The organism is Polycladospora coralii, assembly GCF_014773435.2.
GTDB classification, from domain to species: Bacteria; Bacillota; Bacilli; order Thermoactinomycetales; family Thermoactinomycetaceae; genus Polycladospora; species Polycladospora coralii.
In genome coordinates this window covers 257188-277707 of the sequence record NZ_JACXAG020000001.1, presented here as the reverse complement: position 1 = coordinate 277707, position 20520 = coordinate 257188, and the positions used below count along the sequence as shown (strand labels likewise).

General features: G+C 37.8%; 17 protein-coding genes and 1 riboswitch. Of the genes, 13 read left to right on the top strand and 4 right to left on the bottom strand.

All coding sequences use genetic code 11. The features are described 5' to 3' along the window. Window positions 1–281 precede the first annotated feature (281 nt). A complete protein-coding gene (typA, locus tag IC619_RS01465; RefSeq protein ID WP_191138341.1) occupies window positions 282–2111 on the bottom strand; it encodes a translational GTPase TypA in 1830 nt (609 codons plus the stop codon). 148 nt (window positions 2112–2259) lie between these two features. Here typA and IC619_RS01460 point away from each other — a divergent pair, with 148 nt between their 5' ends. The 7 genes from IC619_RS01460 (at window position 2260) to IC619_RS01430 (ending at window position 10860) form a co-directional block, all read left to right on the top strand. After that, the gene (locus IC619_RS01460; RefSeq protein ID WP_191138340.1) at window positions 2260–2400 is read left to right on the top strand and encodes a hypothetical protein; all 141 of its coding nucleotides are present in this window, start codon (window positions 2260–2262) and stop codon (window positions 2398–2400) included. Window positions 2401–2642: 242 nt separating this feature from the next. Next, window positions 2643–4406, top strand: coding sequence for an ABC transporter transmembrane domain-containing protein (locus IC619_RS01455; protein WP_191138339.1), 1764 nt, complete (start codon window positions 2643–2645; stop codon window positions 4404–4406). Then, window positions 4396–6138, top strand: a complete 1743-nt coding sequence (locus IC619_RS01450) for an ABC transporter ATP-binding protein (protein ID WP_191138338.1) — start codon at window positions 4396–4398, stop codon at window positions 6136–6138. The genes IC619_RS01455 and IC619_RS01450 overlap by 11 nt, the downstream gene beginning before the upstream one ends. A gap of 174 nt (window positions 6139–6312) precedes the next feature. Continuing rightward, window positions 6313–6987 (top strand): response regulator transcription factor, encoded by a 675-nt coding sequence (locus IC619_RS01445; protein WP_191138337.1) that lies wholly within the window; start codon window positions 6313–6315, stop codon window positions 6985–6987. An 86-nt stretch (window positions 6988–7073) separates the two neighbouring features. Then, the gene (locus tag IC619_RS01440; protein WP_224749567.1) at window positions 7074–7994 is read left to right on the top strand and encodes a sensor histidine kinase; all 921 of its coding nucleotides are present in this window, start codon (window positions 7074–7076) and stop codon (window positions 7992–7994) included. Window positions 7995–8108: 114 nt separating this feature from the next. Further along, a complete protein-coding gene (locus tag IC619_RS01435; RefSeq protein WP_191138335.1) occupies window positions 8109–8876 on the top strand; it encodes an ABC transporter ATP-binding protein in 768 nt (255 codons plus the stop codon). Then, window positions 8866–10860 carry an ABC transporter permease gene (locus tag IC619_RS01430; protein WP_224749566.1) on the top strand — a complete coding sequence of 665 codons (1995 nt, stop codon included), beginning with the start codon at window positions 8866–8868 and terminating at the stop codon, window positions 10858–10860. The genes IC619_RS01435 and IC619_RS01430 overlap by 11 nt, the downstream gene beginning before the upstream one ends. A 374-nt stretch (window positions 10861–11234) precedes the next feature. Here IC619_RS01430 and IC619_RS01425 read toward each other — a convergent pair whose 3' ends face one another. Continuing rightward, window positions 11235–11372: a hypothetical protein gene (locus IC619_RS01425; RefSeq protein WP_191138334.1), complete on the bottom strand. Its 138-nt coding sequence runs from the start codon at window positions 11370–11372 to the stop codon at window positions 11235–11237. Between the two features lie 119 nt (window positions 11373–11491). On the opposite strand from IC619_RS01425, the gene IC619_RS01420 reads away from it, so the two are divergent. From IC619_RS01420 to IC619_RS01405, 4 genes are all read left to right on the top strand, one after another. Then, a complete protein-coding gene (locus tag IC619_RS01420) occupies window positions 11492–12814 on the top strand; it encodes an anti-phage deoxyguanosine triphosphatase (protein WP_191138333.1) in 1323 nt (440 codons plus the stop codon). A gap of 334 nt (window positions 12815–13148) precedes the next feature. Then, window positions 13149–13472 (top strand): hypothetical protein, encoded by a 324-nt coding sequence (locus IC619_RS01415; RefSeq protein WP_191138332.1) that lies wholly within the window; start codon window positions 13149–13151, stop codon window positions 13470–13472. A gap of 286 nt (window positions 13473–13758) precedes the next feature. Continuing rightward, window positions 13759–15138, top strand: coding sequence for a UDP-N-acetylmuramoyl-tripeptide--D-alanyl-D-alanine ligase (locus tag IC619_RS01410; RefSeq protein WP_191138331.1), 1380 nt, complete (start codon window positions 13759–13761; stop codon window positions 15136–15138). 109 nt (window positions 15139–15247) lie between these two features. Beyond that, entirely contained in the window at window positions 15248–15913 is a 666-nt protein-coding gene (locus IC619_RS01405; RefSeq protein WP_191138330.1) for a TIGR01906 family membrane protein, read from the top strand. A gap of 68 nt (window positions 15914–15981) precedes the next feature. Here IC619_RS01405 and lysA read toward each other — a convergent pair whose 3' ends face one another. After that, complete coding sequence (gene lysA / locus IC619_RS01400; RefSeq protein WP_191138329.1) at window positions 15982–17283, bottom strand: diaminopimelate decarboxylase; 1302 nt, start codon at window positions 17281–17283, stop codon at window positions 15982–15984. Window positions 17284–17369: 86 nt separating this feature from the next. Then, window positions 17370–17544: riboswitch (Lysine riboswitch) on the bottom strand. A 266-nt stretch (window positions 17545–17810) separates the two neighbouring features. Here lysA and trhA point away from each other — a divergent pair. Together trhA and IC619_RS01390 are read left to right on the top strand one after the other, a co-directional pair. Continuing rightward, complete coding sequence (gene trhA / locus IC619_RS01395) at window positions 17811–18461, top strand: PAQR family membrane homeostasis protein TrhA (RefSeq protein WP_224749565.1); 651 nt, start codon at window positions 17811–17813, stop codon at window positions 18459–18461. A gap of 19 nt (window positions 18462–18480) precedes the next feature. Beyond that, entirely contained in the window at window positions 18481–19662 is a 1182-nt protein-coding gene (locus IC619_RS01390; protein WP_191138328.1) for a GNAT family N-acetyltransferase, read from the top strand. 120 nt (window positions 19663–19782) lie between these two features. Here the strand turns inward: IC619_RS01390 and IC619_RS01385 are convergent, their stop codons facing one another. After that, the gene (locus tag IC619_RS01385) at window positions 19783–20520 is read right to left on the bottom strand and encodes an ABC transporter permease (protein ID WP_191138327.1); all 738 of its coding nucleotides are present in this window, start codon (window positions 20518–20520) and stop codon (window positions 19783–19785) included.

The window sequence follows — 20520 nt, the reverse complement described above, 5'->3', positions numbered from 1 at the left end:
TCACCCATTCCGGTGGTTCGCGTTGAAGTTTTTTCTTAAGTAGTAGCAGTGCGAACCAATGGGACTAAGATGACAGGATGAAATTAAAAAAGATAGAGAAACGGGATAAATGAAAATGTACGCGATCCCTATAGATAGATTTAAGTATAGTATAATAAAACAGAACAATAAATTAAATCATACTAATTAACTATTATAAAAATAAAAAGACCTCTCTGGGGAGAGGTAGAAAGCAATCAGATAGAGTATCCACTCTATCTGATTGCTTTACGGAAATGTGATTACTTTTGATAGTTTTTATGTTTATTGTGCCGATCACGCACATTTTTGGCTAAATATTTTTTGCGCAAGCGGAATGTTTCTGGTGTTACTTCAAGCAGTTCATCATCTTTTAGATATTCGATTGCTTCATCAATACTCATCTGTTTCGGTGTGTCGAGACGTAAAGCGTCATCTGCTGTTGCACTACGGATGTTTGTTTTTTGTTTCTTTTTACATACGTTTACTTCAAGATCTGTGTCACGAATGTGTTGACCTACGACCATTCCTTCGTATACATCGATACCAGGTGAAATAAATAATTGGCCACGTTCTTGAGCCGAGTGAAGAGCGTAAGCTGTAGCCATCCCATCTTCCCAAGCAATAAGTGAACCATAACCACGTGTTTCAATTTCACCAGCAAAAGGCTCATAGCCAGCGATTAAGCTGTTCATGGTGGCTTCTCCACGTGTTTCAGTTAGAAGTTGCTGGCGAAATCCAAGCAAACCGCGAGAAGGTACCTGATAGGAGAAATGGATATTGCCATTTTCTAGAACGGCCATATTTTTCATTTGGCCTTTTCGCTGTCCCAATAGTTCAACGACTGCTCCTTGATGGTCACTTCCTACTTCAATTTCCACGGTCTCGATTGGCTCATGTTTAACACCATTAATCTCTTTTAAAATTACTTCAGGTTTACTCACTTGGAATTCGTAGCCTTCACGACGCATATTCTCAATTAAGATTCCAAGGTGAAGTTCACCACGACCGGAAACCATGAAGTTATCTGCTGAATCTGTATCCGCTACTTTTAGGGCTACATCTCTTTCTGATTCACGCATGAGACGTTCTCTAATTTTACGTGAGGTTAAGTAGTCACCATCACGTCCTGCAAATGGACTTGTATTTACACCAATCGTCATTCTTAAGGTAGGTTCTTCTACTTGAATCGGAGGCAGTGGATCAATATGTTCAGGATCACAGATGGAATCTCCAATGCCCACTTCACCAATTCCTGTTAAGGCAATAATATCGCCAGCATGGGCAGATTCTACTTCGAGGCGTCCTAAACCTTTGTGTGTAAACACTTGGCCTACACGCACATTCTTCTTATTGCTGTTGGCGTCGATTAAGGCAACAGATTGATTCCGATAAATGGTACCACGATTAAGACGACCGATGGCAATTTGCCCTTTGTATTCATCAAACCCAAGTAAAGTGGCTTGCATTTGTAAGGGTCCATCTAAATCGACCTCGGGTGAAGGTAGCTGGGTTAGAATCTCTTCAAATAATGGTTCCATCGTGTCGGTTAAATTTTGGGGATCTTTTCCTGATGTACCAGAAAGCGCACTAGCAAATACGACTGGAAATTCACACTGTTCATCGCTCGCACCTAAATCAACAAATAGATCAAAGGTTTGATCGATGACATAATCAGGTCGAGCGTTAGGGCGATCGATTTTATTCACAACGACAATTGCTTTTAACCCACGCTCTAAAGCTTTACGTAACACAAATTTGGTTTGGGGCATAGGGCCTTCTACCGCATCGACAAGTAGCAAAACACCATCCACCATGTTCATTACACGTTCTACTTCACCACCAAAGTCAGCATGTCCTGGTGTATCGACAATGTTAATTTTGGTGTCTTTATAATCAATTGAAGTATTTTTAGATAAGATGGTAATGCCACGTTCACGTTCTAGATCATTGGAATCCATCACGCGTACATCTACTTGTTGATTCTCACGAAAAATCTTACTCTGCTTTAGCATGGCATCAACAAGTGTGGTTTTACCATGATCGACGTGTGCGATAATCGCGATATTTCGAATGTTATTAGGTTTATTCATGTTGATTAGGGAATTAAAAATTCCCTACCTCCTCCGTTTATGAAAAATGAATCCATTCGAAATCGTACCACATAACGAGACGAATATACAGTTCTTTTACATAGGAAACGAAAAGTTCCACATACTGATAAGGAAAGGAGGGAGAAAAATGAGCAAAAAGGGAGATAGCCCTGAACAGAAATTGCAAGAAGCTGAACGCTATGAACAACAAGTTCAGGAGCGTGAACGTAACCAAAATGCGGCCTATGGAAATCAAAAAATAGATGCTACCAATCGTCCTTCCACATAGCCAAATCGAGACAATTTGTCTCGATTTTTTATGGCATCATACTGGAACGTCTGTTCTTGAAAATTTAACTGGAAATATGATATGTTATTTGTGATAAAATGCGCTATATACTACATATTTTGAACATCAAGGAGAGTGGATGAGGGACTTCGAAATAAGAATGTTCCTTTAGAGGGGTGGTGAGTGGAAGCGTGACCCTATCTTAATGTATAAGTGAAGTTCACAGAAGAGGTGAAGAAAAATTGAGTGTTCTCAAGGACTTGATGTGGTTTTTTAAATCAGAAAAAAAGAGTTATTTTGTAGGTATCTTCATTCTTTTGTTGATTGGTTGCTTGCAAGTAATCTTACCGTATGCGGTACGTATCATCGCAGACGGGATCAAAGCAGGCACATTAACACGAGAAGTGTTAATGATGTGGTCAGTGATCGCTTTAGGCATTGGAATAACAACTTACTTTTTGGGCTATATATGGCGCGTGATGCTGTTTGGAGCGGCCAATCGCTTAGGGCGACTGTTGCGCAATCGTCTCTATCAGCAATTTTCTAGCATGTCACCACAATTTTTTCATAAAAAGCGTACAGGAGACTTGATGGCTCATGCGACTAACGATATTCGTGCCATTGAGATGACCGCAGGAGAAGGCGTGCTTACACTTGCTGACTCCATTATTAAAGGTAGTGTTGTAATTATTGCCATGGTAATTTTAGTGGATTGGAAACTAACGTTAGTAGCTTTAATCCCGATGCCCTTTATGGCTTATGCAACCAGTAAACTCGGTACCGTTTTACATAAACGATTTCACAAGGCGCAAGCTGCTTTTTCTGATACCAACGATAAAGTACAAGAAAATATTTCTGGTGTTCGTGTGATTAAAGCGTTTGGACAGGAAGATGCTGAGAAAAAAGATTTTGATCATTTACTAGATGATGTAGTCGATAAAAATATAGCGGTAGCACGGGTAGATTCTATGTTTGACCCTGTGATTACAATGGTCGTAGGGCTTTCTTACTTTTTTACGCTCGCATATGGTTCATACGGGATTATAAATGGTACTTTAACCATTGGTGAATTAATTCAATTTACGATGTATCTCGGGTTCCTCATTTGGCCGCTACTTGCATTTGGATGGCTTTTTAACATTGTAGAGCGCGGGCGTGCTTCTTATGATCGTGTCAATTCATTACTTCAAACTAAGCCGGATATTGCGGATCAGTCTGGAGCGCGAGATGAAGTACCGAGTGGAGACCTTGTTTATCAGATCGAAAAATATGTTTATCCGAAGGGAAATGTACCTGTACTCTCTCACGTTGATTTCAAACTAAAACGCGGTGAAACATTAGGTATTGTCGGTAAAACAGGGAGCGGGAAATCAACACTGCTACGCTTATTGTTACGTGAATTTGATGTAGCAGAGAAAGAAATTTTAATCGGTGGGAAATCAATTCAATCTTTTCGATTAGAAAGCTTACGCAAAGCGATTGGGTATGTTCCACAAGATCATTTCTTATTTTCGACTACTGTAGCAGAAAATATTGCTTTTGGAAAGCCAGATGCGACGCAAGCTGAGATTGACCGGGTCGCGAAACTGGCCTGTATTCATGAAGATATTTTGTCGTTTGAAAGTGGTTATGAAACGATTGTTGGAGAACGTGGTGTAACGCTGTCAGGTGGTCAAAAGCAACGGATATCGATTGCACGGGCTTTACTATTAAATCCAGAGATTTTAATTTTGGATGATTCTTTATCCGCCGTAGATGCCAAAACTGAGCATAGTATATTAGATGCGCTACGGAAGGAACGTGCCGGGAAGACAACAATGATTTCAGCTCATCGATTAAGTGCAGTTGAACAAGCGACAAACATCATCGTATTAAATGATGGAAAAGTCATCGAACAAGGATCACATCGTGAATTGATGGAACAAAAAGGTTGGTATAGAATGACTTATGATCAACAACAATTAGAGTCGGTTGTTATGGAAGGAGGCGGAGCGATTGGTAACTAAACGTCTCATCTCTTACTTAAAACCGTATCAGAAGAAGTTTTGGTTTGCCTTCTTTCTTCTAGTCTTATCTACAGCAGCAGAAATTGCTGTTCCGGTAATTGCGAGCCACTATATTGATCATTACTTGACGCCGCGTTTATTGGACTGGAGTAGCATTATTCTATTTTCGGCGCTATTTGTTGGATTACCCTTATTGGGAGCGATATGTTTTTATTACCAATATTTAGCGTTCCAAACGATTGCGCAGTGGGTGATTAAAAATATTCGAGTTGATGTATTTAGCAGAGTGCAACACCTCGGACTTTCTTTCTTTGATCGGCATGCAGATGGATCATTAGTGTCGCGCATTACCAATGATACTGAAGCGATTAAAGAGCTATATATTAATGTTTTATCATCCTTTATGCAAAACATTGTCATCATCATTGGTGTCTATATTGGGATGTTTATTCTGGAACCAACCTTAGCTGTAGTTAGCTTAATCTTATTACCGGCTGTCGTGCTTCTCATGCATGGATATCGTAAGCGAAGTTCTAAAGTTTACCATGTGATACGATCTAAACTAAGTCAGATGAATGCTAAACTAAATGAGTCGATTCAAGGGATGAATGTGATTCAAGCCATGAGACAAGAAAAAAGGTTACATGATGCGTTTAGCAAAATTAATCAAGACCATTATATTGCATACATGAAAAATATTAAATTGTTTGGGTTGTTGCTTCGTCCCGCGACCCAGCTACTATCCGTTTTTATGACCATTTTAGTATTAAATTACTTTGGAATTATGTCGTTCTCTACTGCTATTCCGCTAGGGATATTATACGGGTTTATCGATTTGCTAGGACGCTTATTTGAGCCAATTAATCAAATGATGATGCGTCTATCCCAGTTTCAGCAAGCGGTTGTCTCAGCAGAACGTGTTTTTACACTGTTAGACCAAACGGAATATGCACCAGCACAACAAGGAAATGAAAATCCGCAAATTACGCAAGGGCGAATTGAGTTTAAAGATGTTACCTTCTCATACGATCGTAAAACAGATGTCCTCAAAAATATTTCATTTGTAGCTGAACCTGGGCAGATGGTGGCGCTTGTGGGTCATACGGGTAGTGGAAAAAGCTCAATTGTGAATCTATTGATGCATTTCTATCCCTTTCAGCAGGGAAGCATTTCAATTGATGGCATACCTCTTCAATCTTTTCGTAATGAGGTACTACGAACTAAGATCGGATTGGTATTACAAGATCCGTTCCTATTTGTGGGAGATATTACTAGTAATATTCGTTTGCATGATGCTGAGATCACAGATGAAAAAGTAAAGGAGGCTGCACAGTTCGTTCAGGCCCACTCTTTCATTGAAAAATTAGATCAGAAATATCATGAGCCAGTCGGTGAGCGAGGTGCTACTTTCTCAAGCGGACAACGACAGTTGATCTCATTTGCGAGAACGATGGTTCATGATCCTAAGATATTGGTACTGGATGAAGCGACGGCTAGTGTCGATACGGAAACAGAAGAGGCAATTCAAGTCGCACTTGAAAAAATGAGAGCGGGTAGAACAACCATAGCGATTGCGCATCGACTTTCAACCATAAAAGAAGCAGATTTGATTTTGGTGCTTCATAAAGGAGAAATTGTAGAAAAAGGTACGCATCAAACGTTACTCGAAAAAGAAGGATTATATCATAAAATGTACTTGTTACAGCAAGGAATGGTAGAGATCGCAAATTAATTCATTACAAAATAATCAAGCTCCCTTTTAAAAAGCGTACTTTACTTTTTTAAGGGGAGTTTATTACATTTCTTGATGTAAATCTGTTTGACAACTGTATGATGCTCATTTGTAGTGGCAGTTTGACTTCTATATAATGAATTCGATAGAAAGCATAGATATGTGGGTGAATAGATGATAAAGTATAAAATTCTAATTATTGAAGATGAAAAGCGAATTCGTGAAGAATTGAATGAGTACTTGGAAAACGTGGGGTATGAAACGGCGACTGTAATTGATTTTAGTCGTATTTTAACTATTGTAAAAGAAGTATCACCTGATTTAATTCTTCTAGATCTTAATTTACCTTACATAGATGGATATACGATACATCGAGAAATTAAAAAACTGTCAGATATCCCGATCATCATGGTGACCAGTAGAGATACTGAAATGGATGAGTTGATGAGTATGAGTCTTGGAGCTGATGACTTTATTACTAAACCGTATAACTTACAAATACTCATGGCGCGAATAGAGGCGGTGCTAAAGCGGGTATATTCTAGTGAACGAGACAACTTTCTTTCCTATCATGGCATGAAATTAAATGTGGCAAGTGGAACGATCGAATATCAAAGTAAAGAGCAAATACTAACAAAAAATGAACTTAAAATCCTCTATTTTTTGATTAAACATAAGGGGAGCATTGTTTCAAGAGAACAAATGATGGAATACTTATGGTCAGCCGATTTATTTGTTGATGATAATACATTGTCAGTCAACATCACCCGGCTACGAAAGAAGCTAGAACAACTTGGTATAAGTAATCTGATAGAGACGAGAAGAGGAATGGGGTATATTTTGCCGTGAATTTCTACACTTTTTTTCGGGAAAAATTCACCTATTTATTTTTTAATCTGGTTTTGGCTTTACTATTCGCAGTTATTTTTTGGAAGATGACCGTGCATATTGGAATCATGATTTTATTCTATCTGTTTTGGTTTGGTCCTCTATTGTTATACTATATTTTGTCGTACATAAAGAAAAAGAACTACTATCAAAATATAGTGCGATTTCAAGCTCAATTAGATCAAAAATATCTTCTTCCTGAGCTGTTGGTGCGCCCTTCATTTTTGGAGGGACAGATTATTTATGATACCATCGCTGATACATACAAACAAATGCATGAACATGTCAATGTATATAAAAGAGAGCAAATTGCTTATCGAGAATACATTGAGGCTTGGGTACACGAAATCAAAACACCGCTAGCAGCTACCAGAATTACATTACAAAATCAAGGGATGGATGCGGGTGTTTTTGATGAATTGGATAAAATAGAGCAATATATAGAACAAGTACTTTATTTTGCGAGAAGTAGTGATGTGAGTCAAGATTATATAATTCGTGCCTTTCCAATTCAGGAAGTAGTAAATAAGGTTGCCAAGCGCAACGCTCGTTCATTTATCTATCAGAAAATCCGTCTAGAAATGAACGAACTTCATGAAATCGTATATAGTGATGTCAAATGGGTTGAGTTTATATTGAATCAAATTGTTGGGAATGCATTGAAATATAGTAAAAGCAATCAAGGTGTGATTAAAATATACACTATAAAACGAGATAATCAGATACAACTTCATATCGAGGACAATGGAATTGGAATACCTGAGAAAGATCTTTTCCGTGTATTTAATAAAGGATTTACAGGAGAAAATGGGAGAAAGTACAGCCAATCTACGGGGATGGGACTATACCTATGCAATCGTCTAGCAGAGAAGTTGAATCTAGGCATATCCATCAATTCTAAAAAAAATGTGGGTACAAATGTACAGCTGATCTTCCCCCAAAGTAAAGTGTTGCTGATCGAATCATGAGCAATCAATTTTTCGTGTCTTACAAAAATGTAAGATGAGTGACATGTACCGAAATAGGAGATGCTACTCCAGTTTAGTAAGATGGGATAGAAATCAATTAAAGGAGAGTTGATCATGTCATCAATACTGCAAGTGAGAAACATAGAAAAATATTTCGGTAATAAAGGGAATGTCACAAAAGCAATAGATGATTTATCATTCGAAGTGGAGCCAGGTGAATTCATCGGAATTATGGGGCCGTCAGGTAGTGGAAAAACAACCTTACTCAATTGTCTTTCAACCATTGATAGAGTTACAACTGGGGATGTTATAATCAACGGAAAGAAAATTACATCACTGAATAGAAGGGGAATGGAAAAATTTCGCCGTCAAGAATTAGGATTTATCTTCCAAGATTTCTATCTTCTAGACACGTTAACTGTTTATGAAAACATCGCTTTAGCGTTAACCATACAAGGCGTTAATACCTCTGAGATTCAACTAATCGTCAATGATATTACAGAAAAATTAGAAATCAAATCGGTTTTAAGTAAATTTCCATACGAAATTTCTGGAGGTCAGAAACAACGGGTGGCCTGTGCACGAGCAATGGTGACACAACCAACGCTCGTGTTCGCAGATGAGCCAACAGGGGCATTAGACTCAAAATCTTCACGGATTTTATTGGAATCACTTGAAAAACTCAATCAGGATTTGAACACTACAATTCTAATGGTTACGCATGATGCGTACACAGCAAGTTATACAAATCGTATCCTTTTCATTAAAGATGGTAAAATCTTTAATGAAATAGTGAAAGGTACGGATACCCAGTACGAATTTTTTAAATGTATTATGGAAGTGAATACGTTGTTGGGAGGGGATATTAATCATGTATTCTAAACTTTCACTTCGAAATGTTAAGCGTAGCTTTAAAGATTATGCCATTTATTTTCTTACGATTACACTAGCCGTATGCTTATTTTATAGCTTTAATGCACTTCCCGCGCAGAAAGTTATGTTAGATCTCTCTTCTCACCAGGAAGAATTAATTGATAGCTTTATGACTATAATTGGAATAATCTCTATTTTTATTACGATTTTGTTGGCTTTTTTGATTCTATTTGCAAATCGCTTTTTAATTCAAAAACGCAAGAAAGAGCTAGGCCTCTATATGACTCTGGGGATGACTAGATTCGAGATTTCAAGGGTTTTATTGATAGAAACTTTTTTGATTGGTCTAATTTCTTTAGGAGTGGGTCTAGGATTAGGTATAATTTTATCCCAAGGATTATCTATTCTCACGGTTACTTTATTTAAAGTAGATATGCAGGTATACCAATTTGTATTTTCTGTTACGGCTATGTTAAAAACGATATTGTACTTTAGTCTTATCTATATGATCGTAATGATGTGTAATGTGATCATCATTAATCGGCAAACATTACTTAGTCTAATGACAGCAGGTAGAAAAAATCAACGAGTAAAGATGCGTAAGACAAGTACGGGGATTGGGCTATTTGTTCTTGCTGTTTTGATGATCGGTACAGCTTATATAATCGTATTGAGAAACGACTTTATATTAAAGGATTTAAATATACTTTACTTGAGTGTGATTTTATGTTTAATTGGGTCCATACTCTTCTTTTTTTCGATTTCTCAATTCTTATTGCATATCATCCAGAAAAATAAACAACTTTATTATAAGCATTTAAATATGTTTGTACTTCGGCAAATAAGTAGTAAAGTAAACGATACTTTTATATCAATGACACTTATCTGTATGCTACTATTTTTTACCATTACGATCTTATCGACAGCGTTTAGCTTGAAAGATGGTTTAGAAGGAGATTTGGAAATCACGACTCCATATGATGCTTCCTTTTTTTTCTTTAATAGAGAAGCATCCCCTGAAGAAATGGGAGAGAAGCTGAGGGAACTAAGATTAGATGAATATGGAAATACAGTGTTATTTAATGAGTATGTATTCGATCAACCAATAGTAGAATCTGTTAATGACATTGAAGATGTGTCCATCAAAAAATGGCTCAGTCAAACGTATCCAACCATTATCACACAGACAACTTATGCACAGTTGTCACGATTACAAGTTAAAGAACCCGTTACCCTAAAAGAAAATGAGATTCTGTTTCTTACTAATATAGGAGCCTACGAGGACGAAATGAGGCAATTTACAAAACAGATTTACCATATGAAAATTGGTGATAAATCCTATTCCATTTCATCACAGGGATACCAGCTATTTTCGACAAGAACAGATATGATGGCAACGGAAGAGATGGTAGTCGTAGTACCCGATGATGCCACAAAAGGATTACGGATTGAATCTGTTGTTCTAAATCTTCAATACACCGGTTCAAAGGAGAAAGCAGATGCAGAGATATATCAAAGAGTTCAAAGTTACCAAAAGTACAAGCAAGATAATTTCCATTTAGTCAGTACATTTAAAAATAGGATATACGAATGGGGCGTAATCACTTCGAATCAGATTGTCTATATTGGGTTGTATATAGGAATTATATTTTTGATATCTAGTGCGTGTTTCCTGGCTCTACAGCAATTGTCAGAGATGAGCGATAACATGGAGCGATTTAATATACTCAAGCGACTTGGGGTCACACAAACAGAAATTAATCATATTATCTTTATTCAGATTTTGATATATTTTATGGTCCCCCTAACATTAGCCGTCTTACATTCTATTATTGGAATCAGGGTGTTGAGTCGCACACTTACAAATTTGATTGGCTCCCATCTATTTCTATCTTCTATTATGACAGCTGGCGTGTTACTTCTTATTTATGGTAGTTATTTTCTTGTAACTTATTTAAGCTATAAGTCGATTGCGAAACAAATGACTAGATAGGTTAAATGCTCCAGATAGAAAAGAAAAATCAAAGCTAAAAAATGCAGAACAAAATCGAAAAAGTGATCTAAATAGTGAACGTACCAACCAAAACCAAGCTTTGAAGTTATGGGTTTGAACAAATGGGTGCATTGTAAAGATTTTCTAAAATAAGAACAAGAAAACAGTCTTTGTCTACCAATCTATTTCTGAATCAAATGCCAGTACACGCACAAATTTTAAGCTGTACAAATCTGAACTTTTATTTTGTTTACCGGATAAGAAGGATAAATCGACACAACATAAAGTAAAACAGACTACGATTGTGGTAATCAAACGCGCATAAAAGCATTGTATACGTTTCAGAAGAGCCTTATTGTGGTATATGAAAAGCATCATTTAGCTAGAAATAAGTCTTTTAGCTTGGGATCAAGTTTAACATCTGTTGCACGAAAAACGCTAAGTTGTACGATTAATTCAGGTGCAATGATACAATCATGACGGGTAAAAAAACGATTACTCTTTTTTGTCACAAAACAAGTTCCTCGTTGTACTTTTGTTCCAGTCTTGTTGACCATATGCATATGAATGTTTTCTACAAAGTGGGTATGGGTATAGTTATAAAATCAAAAGAACGCGAGGAGGAAAAGAATTGATTTTGAAACGTAATCATAGTGAGCTGTATCAAGACACGGATATGGAGAGATATGGTCAAGGGAATGTAGAAAGTAAAGTCGAGGCTCGAGATCCATTTGAAAAAGATTATGGAAGAATTGTGCATAGCGGTGCTTTTCGTCGACTACAAGCAAAAACACAAGTGATTGGTGCATTCGCAGGAGATGTACATCGCACTAGATTAACGCACTCCATGGAAGTAGCTCAAATTGCTCGTGGAATTGTGATTCATCTGAATGAAACGAATGTAGCTTTCCAGGAAAATCCCTTAGATGCTTCTCTGGTAGAGGGGGCTGCGTTGGCACATGATTTTGGTCATCCACCGTTTGGACATCGAGGTGAGGAGGTTTTGCATGCATGTATGTTAGATTTTGGTGGATTTGAAGGAAATGCGCATACATTTCGATTATTGACAAAGTTAGAAGGTGGTCATGGCAAAGGACTCAATTTAACTAGAGGACTATTACTTTCACTTCTAAAATACCCAGTCATATTGGACCATGCCGTTATTCCTGAAATATATGAAGAGATGAATCGAATTCATCCACCAAAAGCAAGTATTTTTCAATGTGATGAAGAGATGTTTCAGTGGTTGCTGTCTCCTTTTACGGATGCAGAAAAGGACTATTTTTGTGAACTGGAGTCACCCCCTCACATGCATAAGCGTACGGCCCATAAAACACTTGAGTGCGCCATTATTGAATTGGCAGATGATATTGCATATAGTACACACGATATTGAAGATGCGATTCAACTTGGTTTTATTCATATGAAACAAGTAAAGCAGCTCCTTATCCCGTATTTATCTAAGCAAACCTATCCGGAGTTGGTTCAGGCCTTTCAAATAATTGATCAGTTAGACCCTGATTATCATCAGCTTAAATATGGTTTAAAACCTATATTTTCAGCATTAATCGCGATGTTCGTTACGCGTATTCGTGTCAATAAATCAAACCCTCAATTTACATCTCCACGCCTTCAATATACTGTGACGTTGCCGCCAGAGTTGGTGGGCTTATTAGAGCAGTTAAAACAATTAGTGATGAGCAATATGATTGAGTCGCAACGCGTGGAAACGATTTCTTATAAAGGGACCTATATGATTAAAAACTTATTTGAAGCCTTCATGAATGAAGAGAAGTTATTGCCCGAGAATGATCGAATCAAGTTTAGTAGTAGAGATTCAGATCTGATTCGGGCTCGCGTAACATGTGACTATATCGCAGGTATGACCGATTCATTTGCCTTACGGATGCATGCCCGTTTATTTGGACAGAGTCAAAGTTTTTTAGATTTTTGAAGCCCTTTGCAAATCTGCTCCGTTAGCTTTATTCATATGAATTGACAATATTTGACATAATGTGACTGATTATGTGTAAATTAAGGTTATTGGATAAAATACAAGACAGTTATTGCGACATAATACTTAAAAATGATATAGTAAAGGGGATATCGTTGTGTAGAATGATCTTTGATTTATAATTTATTGTCAAATGATTATCTGTTTTTATTGCATATAAAGACTCATAAATTAGGATCCTCGCTTTGACTTCAAGTGGTGTAAGCATAGGATAGCTTATTAGATCATAATGTGAATAGCGTGAGTGTAATATTTCTCCTGAGGTGGTGTACTGATGAAGTTGGAATTGGACACCCGTTCCAATGAACTAGGTGATGTGCTGAAAGTGGTTGATCAAAGTATTCGGTTTTTAAACACCTTTTCAGAGGCGAGAGATTTAGATTGTGTAGAAGCGGTAAGTGAGCAGGTTGAGTGGTCATTAGATAAGGTGTTAACACGTGAATGGGTAAAAGATCATCCTGAACTACATGAAGTGGTATGTTTTTTGGATTTGGCTTGCTTCAGTTTGTTGCGTTTAAATGGGGAGTCCTTCAGAGTTTATTTAGAGGAGATTAATTACCGGTATCGCAATTTCCTTACGGTCCAATATATACAATAACATGACTCAAAGAACCCATGTAAGTAACAGGGTTTCTTTTTTTTTGCCAGACGAGTCGTGTCGATTAATCAAATGACAGGGATATCCCTATCGTAAATTCATAATAATCAATACATTTAAGTTAGTATAAATGTCATAGCACCAGATCTGATCGATACACGTAGATTAAAGTATCATATGTATGCCGATATCCCAAACGGAGGAGTATACTTCAATTATTCACGGATAGGGTCGTATCAATTCATAATCTGAAATGATAAAATATTTAGAGAGAGTGGGATGATGTTTGCTATCTATTCGTCTAGGAGAGTTGGCTCGTGTCATAAATGGTAGACTAATAAGAGGAAGTCCAAACCAGCTGATTCAGAAAGCTACTTATCTAACATCTGATTATTTATCTCACAAAATTTTCTTTTTCCCAACACGCTACTTGAGTAGCAAATTTCGTCTAGGAGAACTTGGTTATAAAAAAAGTTTAGGTGTTGTAACCACACCAGCGTATTTTCGGCACATTCCGACTCATCATCCGCTTATTTTAGTTGATCATGCTGAAGAAGCTTTATTTCGGTTGGCAAGGTATGAGCGAGCAAAATTAAGAACGTTATTTATCGGAATTACAGGTAGCTCAGGTAAAACAACAACAAAGGATATGCTAGCGTCCATTTTGAGACAACGTTACTATACCTATAGATCCATTGCTAGTTATAATGTAGCCAGTGTCATTCCGACGCATATCTTTAAGCTAACTCCTCGTCATCAAGTTGCGGTGATTGAGATGGGGCTGGGGAAACTTGGCGGCATTGCTATGCAATGTTCGTTGGCTAAACCTAAGATTGGTGTGGTTACCCATATCGGAGAAGCTCATTGTGGACAAATTGGTAATTCGATTGAAAACGTCATTAAGGGAAAACAAGAGATCATCGATGGACTTATGCCAGGTGGTTTTTTAGTCTTAAATGCAGATGATCGTAGAAGTAGGCGTTTATCAACGCAGCAGTATAGAGGTAAAGTAGTCACTTTTGGGATAAAAGAAGCAGCAACTTATACAGCCAAACATGTCCAGTATACGAAGAAAGGCATGCGCTTTTATGTTCATGGTTATCCCTTCTCACTTTCAGTGTTTGGATTGCACAATGTTTATAATGCTTTAGCAGCCATTGCAGTAGCCAAGTCACTACAAGTTTCGAATGCGCAAATTCAACAAGGCTTATATCAATATCAAGCTCCACCTATGCGTCTACAAAAGATGGTGGGTAGAGGGGGGAGTTTGATTTTAAATGATGCGTATAATGCAAATCCTACTTCAATGATTGAAGGATTAAAAGTTTTAAAACACCTGTCTACAAAACGGAATAGTATTGCGGTACTAGGAAGTATGAAGGGATTGGGGAGTTTTACTAGACAGGCATATGCTCGAGTAGGTCAAAGCATAGCGCGTCATCTTCATCCAGATCAACTCATTACGATTGGAAAGCCAGGTCTCGTAGGATATATTGCTGAAATAGCGATTCAAAATGGGTATCCCAAAAAACAAGTACACACTTTTAGAAATCAAAATAAAGCAATCAGGTATCTTCGTCACACGATTGACAACAAAAGTGTTCTCTATTTCAAAGCCTCTCGTGCAGACGCATTTGAATATATGGTACGCACATTGAAGCGATGATATTTCTATGGTACATTGAAAGTCAGTCGTGTTGATGAACCTAAATACATGACGCTAAAATAGAAAATAGGCTTGAAAGTGAATAATTTAAAGATAAAGAGGATGAGGGATGACCACTCAACAAAAACGCTTTTTATATTCAGGAAATATATTGAAACACATCATCGTAGCCGTTTGTCTTGCCATATTTCTGATTCTACTTTCCGTTACGGTTGTCACTTACAGTAAATGGTTTTATGCGATCCAAATTGATCACTTGGATATTAAAACAGTTACAAACATGAATAAAGAAGAAATCGAGCATCACTATAACACTGTGATCGATTATTTATATCCTCTTCATGAAAAGGAACTTGTCTTACCTACCCTTCCCATGTCAACTGAAGGAAAGATTCACTTTGAGGATGTAAGAAATATTTTTATGAAAATACTGCTCGCACTCCTTATTTTTGGTATCCTATCGCTGTTCGGTTCGATATGGCTCGTAAGGAAAAAGCAGCCCCTTTTTTTATTATATACAGCAATATGGGTCATTTTTATCCCGATTTTGCTGGGTGCATTTATTATCCTATACGGATTTGAAAATAGCTTTAATTTATTTCATGAGCTTTCTTTTTCAAATGATTACTGGGTGTTTGACCCGCAAACGGACCCGATTATCTACTTATTACCCATTCAGTTTTTCATGTATGCTTTTATGGCTATACTGGGTTTAATCTCTATTGGGAGTATAGTGTGTTTTCAACTTTATTTCTATATGATCAAAAAAGGTTAAAGGTAGGAGGTTGAGATTTACGCATGCTCAACCTCCTGTATGTTATTCATCCCAATGATGGCATGTGATCACACGATTGCTTGTTCTAGGCGAATCAGATCATCTAGCGATTCTCGCTGTACAACGAGCCTCGCGGTACCATCGTTTACAAACACGATGGCGGGTCTTCGTAAGCGATTATAATTGTTGGCTAAAGCGTAATGATAAGCTCCCGTGCAGCTCACAGCTAATGTATCACCTGTTCGGACAGGAGGGAGAGACACGTCCCAGATTAACATATCGCCACTTTCACAACATTTTCCGGCGATTGAAACGACTTCTGATACCGGTTCAAATGCGCGGTTTGCGAGCATTGCTTCATATTGAGCTTGATAGAGTGCAGGCCTTAAATTATCTGTCATTCCCCCATCCACAGCTACATATTTGCGAATGTTCGGTATTTCTTTTACGGTACCGATCGTATAAAGCGTGGTTCCAGCTTCTCCTACAATACGTCGACCTGGTTCCAGCCAAATTTCAGGCACCCAATCGAAGTTTTGAAACCCTGCCTGCACTTCTTTTACCATCTGTTTTACATATTGTGAAATGGGCAAAGGGGAGTCACTCTCTTGATAGCGAACACCAAAACCGCCACCGAGATTTAAAATATTGGTTTGAAGCCCGTACATCTGGTGGCAATGGTGTGCAAACGCAGTCATACGTTTAATGGCATGAACAAATCCTTCGACATCAAATATTTGTGAACCAATATGGCAATGGAAGCCATCCAGTTCGATGTGACTGCTCTGGAGGGCCTGTTGTACGCCTGCATATGCCTGAGATGGAGTTAGGTCCAGCCCGAATTTGGAATCTTCTTGTCCGGTTTGAATGTACTGATGTGTATGTGCAGTTATCCCTGGTTTAATGCGCAAGAGAATACGGACCGAAACGTCTTTGCTTGCGGCAATTTGCTGTAACATCGTTAACTCATTTAAATTATCTACAACAAACCACCCGATTCGGTGTTTGATTCCCATTTCCATCTCTGAGATCGATTTATTATTGCCGTGCATATAGATGCGTTCTGCAGGAAAGCCGGCTTTGAGAGCGGTATATAGTTCACCTTCTGATACAACATCAAGTAGAAAACCTTCCTCCTCTACAATTTTACACATGGCCATCGTAGAAAAGGCTTTACTAGCATAGGCCATCTGAAAAGGATGTGACGTTTCTTCAAAGGCATGAACAAACTCACGCATACGTGAACGAATCAACTTTTCGTCCATTACATAAAGTGGTGTTCCATATTGCTCTACTAACTCAACACTACTACATCCACCAATTTCAAGGTGGCCGTGCTTGTTCGTTCGACTTGTACCATGTAAATACAAATTAGTTCTCCCCTTTTAATATGGGGCTCGCAAAAGAAAACAGCAATAGACGGAGTACGCCTATTGCTGTTGGTTACGTAATCTCCCTGATGCGAGCGCTCCACAAATTTATCATGTGGCAGTTCGATTCTTATTCAAAACCGACCCAGCATAGTTCCGTTGGCATTGTTCTACGCTTCGGCGGAAGATCCTTTTATTTTCCTTCACAGACTGCCAGTCTCCAGAAAAGGACTCATATCATTCCGCACCTCTACACACTCAGAGTAGCTATTCAATTGCTTATGATCATATCAAAAGTAATTGAATAACACAATGTTTATTTTGAAAATCATGTCCAGTGTGCTGTGGTATTCATCTTTCTTCCTAGCTATTCGTTCTCATTAGGGGGGATTGAGGAGCTCGAGAGGAATAACCTAAATCTAATTATAGGAAAATAAAGGTAAGTCGATACCGCTGAGATTTATTAACAGTTTCGTTCATGTTCACGTTATAATAAATAGACGAATGATTGAAGGAGGAAGATCATATTGAAGATTTTAAAGATGAAAGAACCAGTAAATACTTGGACCCATTTTATTACCTGTCTAGCAGCGGTTGTGGGACTCGTATTTCTGATTATATTAAGTAGAGAGAATATGTCTAGTCTGATAACCATGTCGATATACGGGGTTTCGGTGATTTTGTTGTACGGGGCCAGTTCGGCCTATCATTGGATAAGGACGACACCTAAGAAAGAATTATGGCTCAAAAAAATAGATCATTGTGCGATTTACTTATTAATTGCAGGTTCGTATACACCCGTTTTTTATCATGGATTATCTGGAGCATGGAAGTGGTCCATGTTGATCGCGGTTTGGGTGTTGGCAGTTATGGGTATGGTGCTTAAGGTCGCTTTTATCCATGTACCTCGATATGTTTCTACCGCTTTTTATGCTTCATTAGGATGGATTGCCTTGGTTCCGTTTTTGCAATTGTTTAAAACGTTGCCTACAGGTGCAATATTACTGATGTTTATTGGTGGCGTCTTTTATACGGTTGGCGCTGTCATCTATGCAACCAAGATATTTGATTTTATTCCAAACCGTTTTGGATTTCATGAAGTATTTCACCTATTCATCATGGCCGGGTCAGCAGTTCATTTTGCGATGATGGTAGCTTATATTATTCCCTTAGCTTAAATTGAATGGAGGAGTCAACTTGATACGCGAAGTGGGAGAACAAGAGTTTGAAAGTTGTATTCGTTTGTCTGAGTACGCTTTTCAATATCAATTGTCTGATCAAGAGAAGGAAAAAACGATTAACCGAATGCGTAAACAGTTGATCCTAGCTGATTTTGAAGATGCGATTATGCAAGCTAAACTTCATATTTATGATTTTACGATTGTGATGAATCAACAAATCTGGAGGATGGGGGGGGTAGCAAGTGTGGCGACATGGCCGGAATATCGGCGAGGAGGGAAGGTGAAAAACCTGCTTCTACATGCGTTAGAGCGAATGCGTGCACAAAAACAAGTCATATCCTTCCTCCATCCTTTTCAAATCGATTTTTACCGTAGATATGGATGGGAGCTGTTTGCGAGCCGTAAAGAAATCACAGTGCCACAGCATGAACTCATTCCCATTCAAACTGCCGTAAACGTAGAGGGGAATATACGCAGATTAAATATGCCTAATGCGCTGAAGCCGATACAGGAAGTGTATGAAAAATTTAGTAAGCAACATAACGGTATGCTAAATCGTACACGTGAGTGGTGGGAATACGGTGTATTAGATAAAGATACATTAGCAGTTGGATATTACAATGCTGTCGGTGAGTTGAACGGCTATTTATTATACAAGATGAGTGGACGAAAGATGATCGTAGAGGAAATGGTTACGATTGAGACAGCGGCAAAAATTGGACTGTGGCAATTTATATGTCAACACGATTCAATGCTATCTGAAGTAACACTTACGCTTACTGAATGTGATGAACTTCCCTTCATGTTGGTAAACCCGCGTGTCAACACGAAGATTGAGCCTTATTTTATGGCGAGAATTGTAGATATGGAAACATTTGTAGCACAATATCAATTTGAATGGGATGATCAGCCCTTATTTATTCACGTGGATGATCCCTTTGCAAAATGGAACAAAGGTTCGATTTTTATCAAACAGGGGGAAGCTACTTTTTATCCCGCCAAAATGGAAAAAGCGTGTGTAAATCGACCCCAAAAAGGATTACATATGGATATCGGAGCCATAACGACACTGTTAATGGGCCATCAGACAGCAGCTACTCTGTATCGGATGGGGAGGATCGAAGGAGAGATCGAAGAGGTGAAACGGTTAGATCACATGGTGAGTCGATATCCTACATGCTTTTATGATTTCTTTTAGAAAACAGACCAGACATCTATAGGGGTGTCTGGTCTGTTTATGGACTGTATGTTTACTAGACATCTAGGAAGTTTATTTGTTGCATTTTCGATCTATATGATTAGCATCTTTACAAATATATTAATTCCAATTTCTATTTATAAAATAAGTTAATCCTATGTAAAAATAAAGAATGGATGTAAAAAATGCAATTGACCAGAAAAAAATGGGATGAAAATCTGGGGATAACACGCTACCTTGTGGGTACATTGCAAAATAAGATAAGGAAAATGGAAACCATGCAGCAATATACGAAGGGAATCCAGTAGCTACCACAACATTGGGTAATACTAAAAATATATTGATAAGCAGAGATCTACCAAAATTTTTTATTTTCTGAGATATCCATAGCTGTAATGCTACTAAGGGCCACATGGCTAACCAGCCCAGTATTCCATAAATAATATAATTGATTACATCTAGCTTACCTGGAGGTTGAATGATCCATCCAGTGATGAAATAGCCGATAAAAAAAGTGAGCTGAGTAATGGCTAATAATGTAGTAATAAACATAAATTTCGCTACATATAAGTTTGTTTTGGATATAGGAAGGCACATCAATTGCTTCCAAGCATTATTTTTATGTTCATAAAAACAAACCAGAGAAGTAATTATCCCAACGTATAATGGATAAAAAAATAACGCGTGAAAACTAAGTGATTGAATATATAACTCGCTCCAACTCGGTGGGAAATACCAACTATTACTTTTCATAAACATGGCACCTAAACTTGCGTTGATAATCGTGTCTAACAATATTAAAAAGATCAGAATAGACCACTGTATTTTCTTAAATTCTAATTTGTAGAGGTTAAACAA

Bases quoted from the DNA above. Each gene is read 5' to 3' on its own strand.
- IC619_RS01435 (WP_191138335.1), top strand. From the start codon at position 8,109: ATGTCATCAATACTGCAAGTGAGAAACATAGAAAAATATTTCGGTAAT.
- IC619_RS01440 (WP_224749567.1), top strand. From the start codon at position 7,074: ATGACCGTGCATATTGGAATCATGATTTTATTCTATCTGTTTTGGTTT.
- IC619_RS01460 (WP_191138340.1), top strand. From the start codon at position 2,260: ATGAGCAAAAAGGGAGATAGCCCTGAACAGAAATTGCAAGAAGCTGAA.
- IC619_RS01445 (WP_191138337.1), top strand. From the start codon at position 6,313: ATGATAAAGTATAAAATTCTAATTATTGAAGATGAAAAGCGAATTCGT.
- typA (WP_191138341.1), bottom strand. From the start codon at position 2,111: ATGAATAAACCTAATAACATTCGAAATATCGCGATTATCGCACACGTC.
- IC619_RS01430 (WP_224749566.1), top strand. From the start codon at position 8,866: ATGTATTCTAAACTTTCACTTCGAAATGTTAAGCGTAGCTTTAAAGAT.
- IC619_RS01415 (WP_191138332.1), top strand. From the start codon at position 13,149: ATGAAGTTGGAATTGGACACCCGTTCCAATGAACTAGGTGATGTGCTG.
- IC619_RS01405 (WP_191138330.1), top strand. From the start codon at position 15,248: ATGACCACTCAACAAAAACGCTTTTTATATTCAGGAAATATATTGAAA.